This is a genomic window from Micromonospora sp. NPDC004551, from assembly GCF_040609975.1.
Lineage (GTDB): Bacteria > Actinomycetota > Actinomycetes > Mycobacteriales > Micromonosporaceae > Micromonospora.
Map to the genome: position 1 here is coordinate 46976 of NZ_JBEXLM010000037.1, position 12138 is coordinate 59113.

The following is a 12138-nucleotide window of genomic DNA, read 5'->3' on the forward strand; positions in this document are numbered from 1 at the left end:
TCAGAGGGTGGCGACGTAGAGCTGCGCCTGCTCGACCGCCACCAGCGTGGCGGCGAGGCACTCCTCCAGCTCCTGGCTGGCCTGGGTCAGCGAGGCCTGGGCCGCCTCGACGGTCTCGTGGCCGCTGCCCTCCAGCGCGCCGGCCAGGGTCTGCTGTGCCTCGGCCAGCTTCTCGCCGGCCGCCTGCACGGCTGTCTGCCCGTCTCCTATCTGCTGGAGAGCGACATCGATCGCTGCCTTCAGCTCGGCGACGCTCGCCACGGGGGACCTCCTGGGGGCGGGGGAGATCTCCATTACAACCCATCCCGACGGGTGGGCGAACATCCACCCTCGCGGCGTTCCTGCCCGGGTGTCCGATTACCGGCCTGACGTGCGGGAAGGCGCTGCACGGTCGGTTCCGACCGATCCCGCCGGCGGACCGCCGGGTCCCGCCCACGGGACGTACGGCAGTGCCGGAGACCGGTCAGCGGGGCAGGCGGCGCGGCCCGTACACCTCGGCCCCGAGCGCGCCCACCCGGGCCCGCAGCTCCCGGTCGGCGGTGACCACCGCCCGCCGGCGCTCTGGCGCGGCCGCGACCAGCGCCACGATGGTGTCGTCGCCGGAGCCGGGCGCGGAGACCACGGCGACGCCGGGCACCGCCGGGACGTTCCGGGCCGCGCCCTCCACCACCAGGACCACCTCGACGGGCGGCGGCAGCTCCGGCGGCACGCCCGCCGCGGCGACCGGCACCAGCGCGTCGCGCAGCCGGGCGGCCGCACCGGCCCGGTCCCGCCACCAGCCGTCCGGGCGCGAACCCACCACGTTCGCGCCGTCGACGATCAGCAAGGGAGTGGTCTCCATGTCCCCAGCGTGCCACCCGCCCGCGTTTGTCGCGCCGACCGCCGGGTAGCCACCGCCGACCGTGCCGCGCTCATGTCGCGCCCCGGCGGCCGTGCCGACCGACTGCGGAGGAGAACTGATGGGACCCGGTGACTTCGGCAACGACCCGTGGGACGAGTTCCTGGCCCGGTACTTCGGGCGGGGTGAGGGGGGACGCCGGCCGGCGCACCGGGTCGACATCACCCGGCTGATGACCGCCGACGCGCGGGAGATGCTGGCCGACGCCGCCCGCCGCGCGGCCCAGAAGCACAGCAATGACCTGGACACCGACCACCTGTTGTGGGCGGCGTTGCAGCGCGAGCCGCTGCGCGACCTGGTCCGGCGGGCCGGCGCCGACCCGGACGCGCTGGTCAACGCCCTCGGCGGGCGCGGTGACGGCGCGCCCAGGGGTGAGGTCCCGCCCAACCTGTCGCTCACCCCGGCGGCCAAGCGGGCGCTGCTCGACGCCCACCAGCTCTCCCGGGCCATGGGCGCCAACTACATCGGTCCCGAGCACATCCTCATGGCCCTGCCGCTCAACCCCGAGTCGCCGGCCGGCCGGATGCTCGCCGCGGGGCGGATCCAGCCCGAGTCGCTGCAGGCGGCCAGCGCCGAGCGCGGCCCGATGACCGGCCCGAAGCCGGACCGCGGCACCCCCACCCTCGACCAGTACGGCCAGGACCTCACCGACCTGGCCCGGATGGACCAGATTGACCCGGTGATCGGCCGGGCCGACGAGATCGAGCAGGCCGTGGAGATCCTGTCCCGGCGCACGAAGAACAACCCGGTGCTGATCGGTGAGGCCGGCGTCGGCAAGACCGCCATCGTAGAGGGGCTCGCCGAGCGGATCTGCGACGGCGACGTCCCGCAGACCCTCATCGGCAAGCGGGTCATCCAGCTCGACCTGGCCGGACTGGTCGCCGGCACCCGCTACCGGGGCGACTTCGAGGAGCGCCTCAAGAAGGTGATCGACGAGATCCGCGCCCACCGCGAGGAGCTGATCATCTTCCTGGACGAGATCCACACCCTGGTGGGCGCGGGCGGCGCCGGCAGCGAGGGCGGTATGGACGCGTCCAACATGCTCAAGCCCGCCCTGGCCCGCGGTGAGCTGCGGGTGATCGGCGCGACGACGCTGGACGAGTACCGCAAGAGCATCGAGAAGGACGCGGCCCTGGCCCGCCGGTTCCAGCCGGTGCTGGTGCCCGAGCCCGGCGTCGAGGACACCATCGCCATCCTGCGCGGGCTGCGCGACCGCTACGAGGCGCACCACCAGGTCCGTTTCACCGACGAGGCGCTGGTCGCCGCCGCCGAGCTCTCCGACCGGTACGTCACCGACCGCTACCTGCCCGACAAGGCGATCGACCTCATCGACCAGGCCGGCGCCCGGGTGCGGCTGCGCACCCGCACGCCCGCCGCCGACGTGCGCGACCTGGAGCAGCAGCTCGACGACGTACGCCGGGACAAGGAGCAGGCCGTCTCCGACGAGCAGTACGAGCGGGCGTCCACGCTGCGCGACCGGCTGGCCGAACTGGAGGACCAGATCCGCCGCGCCCGCGGCGACGAGGGCCCCAGCCACGTGCCCGAGGTCGGGCCGCGGGAGATCGCCGAGGTGGTCTCCCGGGCCACCGGCATCCCGGTCAACCAGCTCACCGAGGAGGAACGGGACCGGCTCCTGCGCCTGGAGGGGCACCTGCACGAGAAGGTCGTCGGCCAGGACGAGGCGGTCAGCGCGGTGGCCGAGGCGGTCCGCCGCTCGCGTACCGGGCTGGCCGACCCGGACCGGCCGATGGGCAGCTTCCTCTTCCTCGGGCCCACCGGTGTCGGCAAGACCGAGCTGGCCCGGGCGCTCGCCGAGGCGCTGTTCGGTGAGGCCGACCGGATGGTCCGGGTGGACATGAGCGAGTTCCAGGAGCGGCACACGGTCAGCCGGCTGGTCGGTGCGCCTCCCGGGTACGTCGGCTACGAGGAGGCCGGCCAGCTCACCGAGGCGGTGCGCCGCCGCCCGTACGCGGTGGTGCTGCTCGACGAGATCGAGAAGGCCCACCCGGACGTGTTCAACATCCTGCTCCAGGTGCTCGACGACGGCCGCCTCACCGACAGCCAGGGGCGCACGGTCAACTTCAAGAACACCGTGCTGATCATGACGAGCAACCTCGGTTCGGAGCTGATCACCGGCACCCAGCGCACCGTCGGCTTCGGGGCCGGCGAGCCCGGCGAGCAGCAGACCAGCGAACTGCGCGAGCGGCTGATGCGCCGCCTGCAGGAGAACTTCCGGCCCGAGTTCATCAACCGGATCGACGAGGTGATCATCTTCCAGCGGTTGGAGGCCGAGCAGCTGCGCGAGATCACCGGGCTGCTGCTGGAGGAGACCCGCCGCCGGCTGCACGCCCAGGACATCCGGGTCGAGTTCACCACCGCCGGCGTGGACTGGCTCGCCGAGCACGGCTACCAGCCCGAGTTCGGCGCCCGGCCGCTGCGCCGGGTCATCCAGCGCGAGGTCGACAACCGGCTGTCCCGGATGCTGCTGGAGAACGAGATCTCGCCCGGCCAGCAGATCACCGTCGACGCCCGGGAGGGCCAGCTCGCCTTCGACGTGACCGCCGGCGACCGCGGCTACACCGCGGCGGCCACGTCCCATCCGCGATGAGGGACGACGCCCGAGCCCCGACGGATCGGAGGGCGGACATGACCGAACCCGAGGAGACCCAGGAGGACACCGAGCGCAGCGAACCCATCGTCACGCCCCCGACGGCCAACCCCGCCCGGGTCAAGGTGCCGCCGGAGGGCGTGAAGCAGCACACCGACAAGGACGAGGGCGACCCGACGCCGTCCGGGCCGCCGCCGGGAGAGGAGGCGTGATGGTACGCGAGGCGCGACTCGATCCAGAGGTCGAGGTGATCTGGGACGACTTCCACGCCGAGGTGAACGTCCCCTCCGAGCAGCTGCGGCGGTGGCTGCTCACCCGGGGCTCGGGGGAGGAGGCGTTCGGCCCGAACCCGGATCTCGACCTGCCCGAACCGGGGCGGCGGATCCTCCAGGTGCTCACCAAGCGCAAGGTGGACCTGACCCCGGAGGACATCGAGGTGATGCGGGACGCCATCGAACGGATCCGCACGCTCAGCGCGGCGAAGCCGAGCCGGGGCAACGCCGACGACGAGTGGCGGCACTCCCTGCTCGACCTCGGCCACGACGTCCTCATCGAACGCTGACCTTCAACACGGCGGCACCCGGGAGCGTCCCGGGTGCCGCCGTCGGTCTACTCCGATTCCATGCTCGGCAGCTGCAGCCCTGCCGCGTCGGCCGCGTCCTGCCGCTCGCCGCGGGCCCGCTCCTCCCGGCTGAGCAGGTTGGCGAACTCGGTGATGTCGGCCGGCTCGGGAACCTCGGGCAGCCGGCGCAGGAACGCCTCCAGGTCGGCGGACGCGGCGGTGTGCGCGGCGGCCGCCTGGCGCAGCAGCTCCCGCTGGTCGGCGGCCGGGTACAGATCAGTCATGCCGCCCAGATACCCGCGCTCAGGCGGTTCGCACCCCGCCCGCGCCAGTCGGCTGTGCGCCGAAGTCAGGGTGGGCCAGCAGCCAGGCCAGATAGTCCGGGTGGTTCGCCAGCGCGTCGGTGTACGCCGACACCGCTGTCTCCAGCACCGGCTCGGCGACCCGGGCCGCCGGGGCGTCCGGGTGCCAGCCGAGCAGCAGCCGCCAGCGCAGCGGCGTCCCGGCCAGCCGGCGGGTCACCAGGCCGGCCACGGGGCGGAAGGTGGCCTGGCACAGCGCCACCGCCTCGCCCGCGTCGACCAGGTCGAGGCAGGCCCGCACGTCCGCCTCGTAGACCTTGCGGGGGGTGAAGCCGGCGCGGGCGCAGGCGGCGGCGAAGCAGTCGCCGAAACACCCGTCGCCGGGCGCGGCGACCCACTGCTCGCGTCGCAGGTCGACGAGGCGCACCTCGTCGCGGCCGGCCATCGGGTGGGTCTGCGGCAGCAGCACGAAGACCGGGTCGACGGCCACCTCCCGCCAGCTCAGCCCGGACTCCGCCGACGGGGTGGCGTCGCCGCACACCCCGCTGAGCGCGAAGTCGAGCCGCCCGCCGGCCACGAGCTGGGCCAGCTCGTCCACCGACCACGACGCGTACGTGGTGATCTGCACGTCGGGGCGCTCGGCGGCGAGCCGGTGCACCAGCCGGCCGAGGATCGGGCTGTTCACCCCGCCGAACCGGTAGCGGCTCAGCCGGTCGCCCGCCCCGGCCAGCCGCGCCGCCTCGTCCTGCAGGCCCTTCATGGCCGGCAGCAGCACCCGGGCCCGGTCCAGCACCAGCTCGCCCAGCGCCGTGGGCCGGGCGCCCCGGCGATCCCGCTCGAACAGCGGCCCGCCCAGGGTCCGCTCGATGCGCTGGAGCTGGGCGGTCAGCGCCGGCTGGGCCAGGCCGAGCGTCGAGGCCGCCTTGGTGACGCTCCCCGTCTCCGCGATCGCGCACACCACCCGCAGGTGTCGCAGCTCCAGATTCATAGGGTGACGGTAGGACCACCCAGCGGCTGCGCGGAAGGGTCTTCGGGCATCGGTATAGCTGTATGGGGCAGTGGTCAGAGGTCGCGCGGGCGCTCCAGGTCCGCCAGCCGGGTCCGCCGCCCGCTGACCACGTCGCGCACCTTGTCCAGCACACCCACCGCCGGCTCGACGATCTTGTTCCACGGCGGGGTGGCCGGGGTGCCCGGGTGCGGGCGCGTCGGCGCGGCCTCCTCGGCGATCTCCCACCGGTTGCCCAGCCGGATCAGCTCCGCGTCGCTGGCCACCTCGCGCAACGGCGTCACCAGCGCGGCGACCCGGCTCACGTGCCGGCGCACCCGCTCGGCGACGTCGGCCACCGCCGGGTCGTCCGGTCCGGACAGTCCCTTCAGCGCGGTCAGCAGGGCGGCGTCCGCCTCGATCTCCCGGTCCACCAGCTCGGCGCTCTCCGGGACGGCGGCCCGGGCGGCCGGGAAGAGATACTGCTCCTCGGCGGAGAGGTGGCGGGACACCGCGGCCGTCAGCACGTCCAGCACCTCGCGGCGGCGTGCCGGCTCCAGGGCCGCGTCGGTGGCCTGCGCGGCCAGCCCGAGCAGCGCGCGGTGCTCCCGGTCCACGAGGTCGGCCAGGCTCCGGCCGCCCGGCCGGTACGCGTCGTCGGCGGCGGGCGGCAACGGCGGCAGGGGGACGGTCATGGTGCCCTCCTTCAGGTGGCGGCTACGGCCATCCGCACCCGGCGCGTCTGACGCCGCGCCCCGGCCCGGGACAGCCGATCGACGGGCGTGGTGGTCCGGCGGTACCCGCGCCCGCGATCCGCGAAACCGCGGCCCGACCGGGGTCGACCGGCCGGCCGGACCGGCTGGTATGAAGAAGCGATGACGAGCGACCCCGCCTCCGCCCGGCCCGACCCCACCGACGAGGTCGTGGACCTCTGCCGCGACCTGCTGCGCATCGACACCACCAACACCGGGGACAACGACACCAGCGTCGGGGAGCGCCGGGCGGCGGAGTACGTCGCCGAGAAGCTCGCCGAGGTCGGCGTCGACGCGGAACTCATCGAGTCCGCGCCGGGCCGGGCCAACCTGGTCGCCCGGATCCCCGGCACCGACCCGGGACGGGACGCGCTGCTCGTGCACGGCCACCTCGACGTGGTGCCCGCCGACCCCGACGAGTGGTCGGTGCACCCGTTCTCCGGCGAGATCCGCGACGGCTACCTGTGGGGCCGCGGCGCCATCGACATGAAGGACTTCGACGCGATGGTGCTGGCCGTGGTCCGCGGCTGGCAGCGCGCCGGGATCCGCCCGTCCCGGGACGTCGTGCTCGCCTTCACCGCCGACGAGGAGGCCGGCAGCGACTACGGCGCGCACTTCCTCGCGCAGCGGCACCGGCACCTCTTCGACGGCTGCACCGAGGCCATCGGCGAGGTCGGCGGCTTCTCCTACTCCGTCGACGAGCAGCGGCGGCTCTACCTCATCGAAACCGCCGAGAAGGGCATCGACTGGCTGCGCCTGCACGCCAAGGGCCGCCCCGGCCACGGCTCGATGGTGCACGACGACAACGCCGTCACCGCGCTCGCCGAGGCGGTGGCCCGGATCGGTGGGCACCGCTTCCCGGTGGTGATGACCGACACCGTGCGCGCGTTCCTGGCGGAGGTCTCCGACGTCCTCGGCATCGAGATCGATCCGGACGACCCGGAGACCGCGATCGCCAAGCTCGGCCCGATCGCCAACATCATCGGCGCGACGATCCGCAACACCGCCAACCCGACCCGGCTGGCCGCCGGCTACAAGGACAACGTCATCCCGGGCCGGGCCACCGCCACCATCGACTGCCGCAGCCTGCCCGGGCAGAGCGAGCTGCTGGAGCGGCAGCTGCGCGAGCTGGTCGGGCCGGACATCGCCATCGAGTACATCCAGCGCCAGCCCGCCCTGGAGACCACCTTCGACGGCGACCTGGTCGAGGCCATGTCCGCCGCCCTGTGTGCCGAGGACCCGGGCGCCCGGCCGGTGCCGTACATGCTCTCCGGCGGCACGGACGCCAAGGCGTTCTCCCAGCTCGGCATCCGGTGCTTCGGCTTCGCGCCGCTGCGGCTGCCCGCCGACCTCAATTTCTCCGGCCTGTTCCATGGCATCGACGAGCGGGTTCCGCTGGACGGACTACAGTTCGGCGTGCGGGTTCTGGACCGCTTTCTCCGCAGCTGCTGACGGTGCCCGCCGCGCCGCCGCCGGCGCGGAACCTCCCATCGCGAAGGGACTGCCTCACATGACCGACCAGCACGGTGAGCTGGACGCCGCCCTCGAGCGGGTGATCGACGCCGCCCGCGCCCACCTGGCCGCCGTCCGCGCCGCTCAGGGCCGGATCGACGACGACGCCGTCTGGCAGGCGTACGTCAACTTGAACAACGCCTCGTTCGCCTACGACGAGCAGCTGCTCGACGCGTTCGGCGAGGTGACACCGTGGGACGTCGAGTCGATCGACCCGGACGAGGCTGACGAGCGCTTCGGCGGGGCCGAGGGCGTCGAGGCGACCGACCCGCACCCGCGGGTGATCTCGGTGCGGCAGCGCCGGGACTACCGCGTGCCCAGCGTCTCCGCGCTGATCAGGGCGGCCGAGGCGGCCCGCCGCGAGGGCACCCCGGAGGAGGATGAGCCGGCCGCGGTCGAGGGGGTCGGCGAGGCCGTGCTGGAGCTGCTGCAGAGCGGCGACGGCTCGCTCTCCGCGCTGGACGTGCCGGAGCTGGAGCCGCTCGACGGTGTCGTCATGGTCAGCGAGGTCGGCACCCCGGTCGACCTGGAGTCCTTCGACGACGACGACCCGGTCGGCCCGTTCCAGCCGGCCGCCGACGACCGGCTCGTCGGCCGGCTCGACGAGCACCCGTTCCTGGAGCTCGACGAGGAGCACGACCACGCCCACTAGGCAGTGCCGCCCCGGGGCCCACCGTGTGGTGGCCCCGGGGACGCTCCCGCCCGGCCGCCGTCAGTACGAGAGGCCCGGCTGTGGCTGGTTGACCAGGCGGCGGCGCAGCATGACCTGCCGCGTGCCGTCCCGGTACAGCCGCACCCGGGCCAACTCCCAGCCGGAGAACTCCGCCTGGATCGCCAGCTGCGCCGCGGCGGTCAACCGATCGACATTCGAGGGCAACCGCAGCGGCGCGTATTCGTAGTCCATGGCCTCTATGCTGCCCAGCCCGGCAGCCCGCCGCCACCCCCTGACGGTGACCCCCGTCGCCTCTTCGCCCACCCGGGCCCCGTCGGACGGCTCAGCCGTCCCGTTCCGGGTAGCCGATCGGCACGGCCGAGACGTCGTCCAGCGCGGTGACGATCTCCTCCGGCAGGGTGATCCGCTCCACCTGGAGCGCGCCGAGGAGCTGCCCCACGGTCCGGGCGCCGAGGATCGGCGCGGTCACGCCGGGCCGGTCCCGGATCCAGGCCAGCGCCACCTCCAGCGGCGACACGCCCAGGCCGCCGGCCGCGATGGCGACCGCCTCCACGATGCTGGAGCAGCGCGGCTCCAGGTAGGTGGCGACGAAGCGCTCGAAGTGCGGGGACACGGCCCGGGAGTCCGCCGGGCGGCCGTTGCGGTACTTGCCGGTGAGCACCCCGCGACCCAGCGGCGACCAGGGCAGCACGCCCAGCCCCAGGCCCTCGCAGGCGGGCAGCACCTCACGCTCCACGCCCCGCTCCAGCAGCGAGTACTCGACCTGGGCGGCCACCACCGGGGCCCGTCCCGGCCAGGCGGCCTGCCAGGCGGCGGCACGGGCGGTCTGCCAGCCGGAGAAGTTCGACACCCCGACGTACCGGGCCTTGCCGCTGGACACCGCGTGGTCGAGCGCGGAGAGGGTCTCCTCCAGCGGGGTGTGCGGGTCGTACCCGTGTACCTGCCACAGGTCGACGTGGTCCGTGCCGAGCCGGCGCAGCGACGCCTCCAGGGTGCGCAGCAGGTGCCCCCGGGAGCCGTCCCGGCGGCGGCCGCTGCCCGGCCGCAGCCCCGCCTTGGTGGCGATGAGCAGGTCGTCGCGGGGCACCAGGCTGCCCAGCAGGGAGCCGATCACCGACTCCGCGTCGCCGTCGGCGTACACGTCGGCGGTGTCCACGAGGTTGCCGCCCGCGTCGAGGTAACTCTTCAGCTGGGCGGCCGCGTCGTCGGCATCGGTGTCCCGTCCCCAGGTCATGGTGCCGAGCGCGAGCCGCGAAACCGCCAGCCCGCTTCGGCCGAGCGGTCGCTGTTGCATGGGTGAACCTTATTTCGAACCCGGCGTCACGGATATCCTCGCCGCAGTCAACTTCCTGCGCGACCTCCCCTGGGTGTGACGTGTTCGGGGTGAGCCGGTGATCGGCGGGGCCACGCGCATTGCGTAACCTGATGCGACCTGTGGTGCGGACGGTGGGAGGACCAGTGCGACTCGGGCTCAGCCTCGGATACCAGACGGCGTGGAGCACGCCGGCCGACCATTTGGCGCTGGCGCAGGAGGCGGATCGGCTCGGCTACTCGGTGGTGTGGGCCGCGGAGGCCTACGGCTCCGACTCGCCGAGCATGCTGGCCTGGATGGCGGGCCAGACCGAGCGGATCGACGTGGGCGCCGCGGTGATGCAGATCCCCGCCCGCACCCCGGCGATGACCGCGATGACCGCGGCGACCATCGACACCCTCTCCGGCGGGCGGTTCCGGCTCGGCCTGGGCGTCTCCGGCCCGCAGGTCTCCGAGGGCTGGCACGGCGTCCGCTTCGCCAAGCCCCTGGCCCGCACCCGGGAGTACGTCGACATCGTGAAGCTGGCCGTGGCCCGCAAGGAGGTCGCGTACGACGGCGAGCACTACACGCTGCCGCTGCCGGACGGCCCGGGCAAGGCGCTGCGGCTGGGCTTCCACCCGCCGCGCGAGCACATCCCGATCTACCTGGCCGCGGTCGGCCCGAAGAACCTGGAGCTGGCCGGCGAGATCGCCGACGGCTGGCTCGCCGTCTTCTACGCCCCCGAGTTCGCCGAGGAGCAGCTCGCCTCGGTCCGGGCCGGCCGGGCCCGGGCCGGCAAGGAGCTGGCCGGCTTCGACGTCGTCCCGTCGGTGCCGGTGGTGGTCGGCGACGACATCGCCACCTGCGCCGAGCTGGTCCGCTGGTACGCCGCCCTCTACGTCGGCGGGATGGGCAGCCGGCAGCAGAACTTCTACAACCAGCTCGCCACCCGGATGGGCTACGGCGACGCCGCCCGCGAGGTGCAGGACCTCTACCTGGCCAAGCGGCAGCGCGACGCGGCCGCCGCGGTGCCCATGGAGTTCATCGACCGCACCTCGCTGCTCGGCCCGAAGGAGCGCATCGCGGAGCGGATGCGGGAGTACGCCGCCGCCGGCGTGACCACCCTGTCGGTGACCCTCTTCGTGGCGGACCGGGACAGCGGCGTGCAGACGCTGCGCACCGTCGCCGAGGCGCTGGAGCTGTCCGGAGTCGGCGAGTGACCTGGGTCGAGGCCATCGTCCTGGGCATCGTCCAGGGGCTCACGGAATTCCTGCCGGTCTCGTCCTCCGGGCACCTGCGGATCACCTCGGCGATCTTCTTCGGCCGGGACGCCGGGGCGTCGTTCACCGCGGTGACCCAGCTGGGCACCGAGGCGGCCGTTCTCATCTACTTCTTCAAGGACATCTGGCGGATCATCCGCACCTGGGTGCTCGGCCTGTTCGACCGCTCGGTGCGTTCCAGCCTCGACTACCGCATGGGCTGGTACGTCATCGTCGGCACCATCCCGATCGGCATCTTCGGGCTGCTGTTCAAGGACCAGATCCGCACCGCCGGCCGGAACCTGTGGCTGATCTCCTTCACGCTGATCTTCTTCGGCCTGGTGCTGGCGTTCGCCGAGTACTGGGGGCGGCAGACCCGCACGCTGGAGAACTTCCGGATGCGCGACGGCGTCATCATGGGCTTCGCCCAGGCCATGGCGCTGATCCCCGGTGTCTCCCGCTCCGGCGGCACGCTCACCGCCGGCCTTCTGCTCAACCTCACCCGCGAGACGGCGGCCCGCTACTCGTTCCTGCTGGCCATCCCGGCCGTGGTGATCTCCGGCGTGTTCAGCATCCCGGACGTGTTCGAGCCGTCCGCGCCCGGCACCGCCGCGCCGAGCGTGGCGCAGATGGTGGTCGCCACGGTGATCGCCTTCGCCATCGGGTACGCGGCCATCGCCTGGCTGCTGCGCTACGTCGCCCACCACACCCTCTACCTGTTCGTCCTCTACCGGGTGGCGCTCGGTTCCCTGGTCCTCTGCCTGCTCCTCACCGGCACGATCAACGCCACCTGAGCCGACCCTGGATATGCCACTGGCCGGCACCCCGTGGTTCGGGGTGCCGGCCAGTGGTGTTGGCTCAGCTGTTCCAGTTGTGGGCGACGATGTCGGTGGCCTGCTGCTCCCACTGCGCGTAGGCGTCGGGGTAGGCGGAGACCTGCACGGTCTGGGCGGCCTCGGTCAGCGGCATCTTGTCCCAGCCGTCGACCTGCTTGAGGCCCTTCTCGAACGCCATGGTGGAGTATTCGGGGTTGGTGATCTGCTCCGGCGTGCCCCAACCCGAGGAGGGGCGCTGCTGGAACAGGCCCAGCGAGTCGTGGTCGTTGGCGTCGCCGAGGTGGCCGAGGTTCTCCAGCTTCGACTCCTGCAGGCTGGTGGCGATGGAGATGACCGCGGCCCGCTCGGGCAGGCCGGCCTTCTTGGTGGCGGCGATGATCGCCTTGGCGTTGGCCAGCTGCTCGGCGTTGAGGTCGATGTGGGACTGGGCGCCCTGCACGGTGGCGACGGCGGCCGGCTT

The 12138-nt window shown here is 73.3% G+C and carries 15 protein-coding genes; 7 read left to right on the forward strand and 8 right to left on the reverse strand.

Annotation, left to right across the window (positions count from 1 at the left end):
• Both ABZW14_RS30140 and ABZW14_RS30145 read right to left on the reverse strand, forming a co-directional pair.
• Positions 1-261, reverse strand: coding sequence for a hypothetical protein (locus ABZW14_RS30140; protein WP_030504016.1), 261 nt, complete (start codon positions 259-261; stop codon positions 1-3).
• Positions 262-463: 202 nt separating this feature from the next.
• Positions 464-841 carry a hypothetical protein gene (locus tag ABZW14_RS30145; RefSeq protein ID WP_355353152.1) on the reverse strand — a complete coding sequence of 126 codons (378 nt, stop codon included), beginning with the start codon at positions 839-841 and terminating at the stop codon, positions 464-466.
• A gap of 118 nt (positions 842-959) precedes the next feature.
• On the opposite strand from ABZW14_RS30145, the gene ABZW14_RS30150 reads away from it, so the two are divergent.
• Genes ABZW14_RS30150 through ABZW14_RS30160 form a run of 3 tightly spaced genes read left to right on the forward strand, consistent with a single transcriptional unit; the run spans position 960 to position 4068 of the window.
• Positions 960-3506, forward strand: a complete 2547-nt coding sequence (locus tag ABZW14_RS30150) for an ATP-dependent Clp protease ATP-binding subunit (RefSeq protein WP_355353155.1) — start codon at positions 960-962, stop codon at positions 3504-3506.
• 38 nt (positions 3507-3544) lie between these two features.
• Positions 3545-3718, forward strand: coding sequence for a hypothetical protein (locus tag ABZW14_RS30155; protein WP_355353158.1), 174 nt, complete (start codon positions 3545-3547; stop codon positions 3716-3718).
• On the forward strand, positions 3718-4068 hold the full coding sequence (locus ABZW14_RS30160; RefSeq protein ID WP_355353161.1) for a DUF3140 domain-containing protein: 351 nt from the start codon (positions 3718-3720) through the stop codon (positions 4066-4068). Before ABZW14_RS30155 ends, ABZW14_RS30160 begins: the two co-directional genes overlap by 1 nt.
• Before the next feature lie 47 nt (positions 4069-4115).
• Here ABZW14_RS30160 and ABZW14_RS30165 read toward each other — a convergent pair whose 3' ends face one another.
• The 3 genes from ABZW14_RS30165 to ABZW14_RS30175 form a co-directional block, all read right to left on the reverse strand.
• Positions 4116-4352 carry a hypothetical protein gene (locus tag ABZW14_RS30165; RefSeq protein WP_091265994.1) on the reverse strand — a complete coding sequence of 79 codons (237 nt, stop codon included), beginning with the start codon at positions 4350-4352 and terminating at the stop codon, positions 4116-4118.
• 19 nt (positions 4353-4371) lie between these two features.
• Entirely contained in the window at positions 4372-5358 is a 987-nt protein-coding gene (locus ABZW14_RS30170) for a LysR family transcriptional regulator (protein ID WP_355353165.1), read from the reverse strand.
• Positions 5359-5432: 74 nt separating this feature from the next.
• Entirely contained in the window at positions 5433-6050 is a 618-nt protein-coding gene (locus tag ABZW14_RS30175) for a hemerythrin domain-containing protein (protein ID WP_355353168.1), read from the reverse strand.
• A gap of 180 nt (positions 6051-6230) precedes the next feature.
• Between ABZW14_RS30175 and ABZW14_RS30180 the strand changes: the two genes are divergently transcribed.
• A complete protein-coding gene (locus tag ABZW14_RS30180) occupies positions 6231-7559 on the forward strand; it encodes a M20/M25/M40 family metallo-hydrolase (protein WP_355353171.1) in 1329 nt (442 codons plus the stop codon).
• 58 nt (positions 7560-7617) lie between these two features.
• Positions 7618-8271 (forward strand): hypothetical protein, encoded by a 654-nt coding sequence (locus ABZW14_RS30185; RefSeq protein WP_091265982.1) that lies wholly within the window; start codon positions 7618-7620, stop codon positions 8269-8271.
• Positions 8272-8331: 60 nt separating this feature from the next.
• Here ABZW14_RS30185 and ABZW14_RS30190 read toward each other — a convergent pair whose 3' ends face one another.
• Positions 8332-8523, reverse strand: a complete 192-nt coding sequence (locus ABZW14_RS30190; protein ID WP_212836622.1) for a DUF5703 family protein — start codon at positions 8521-8523, stop codon at positions 8332-8334.
• Positions 8524-8614: 91 nt separating this feature from the next.
• Positions 8615-9586 carry an aldo/keto reductase gene (locus ABZW14_RS30195; protein WP_355353175.1) on the reverse strand — a complete coding sequence of 324 codons (972 nt, stop codon included), beginning with the start codon at positions 9584-9586 and terminating at the stop codon, positions 8615-8617.
• Between the two features lie 164 nt (positions 9587-9750).
• On the opposite strand from ABZW14_RS30195, the gene ABZW14_RS30200 reads away from it, so the two are divergent.
• Positions 9751-10803 carry an LLM class F420-dependent oxidoreductase gene (locus ABZW14_RS30200; protein WP_355353178.1) on the forward strand — a complete coding sequence of 351 codons (1053 nt, stop codon included), beginning with the start codon at positions 9751-9753 and terminating at the stop codon, positions 10801-10803.
• Positions 10800-11636 carry an undecaprenyl-diphosphate phosphatase gene (locus ABZW14_RS30205; RefSeq protein ID WP_355353181.1) on the forward strand — a complete coding sequence of 279 codons (837 nt, stop codon included), beginning with the start codon at positions 10800-10802 and terminating at the stop codon, positions 11634-11636. The genes ABZW14_RS30200 and ABZW14_RS30205 overlap by 4 nt, the downstream gene beginning before the upstream one ends.
• A 64-nt stretch (positions 11637-11700) precedes the next feature.
• On the opposite strand, the gene ABZW14_RS30210 is transcribed toward ABZW14_RS30205, so the two are convergent.
• A partial coding sequence (locus ABZW14_RS30210; protein WP_355353184.1) for a hypothetical protein occupies positions 11701-12138 on the reverse strand: 438 nt, incomplete at its 5' end.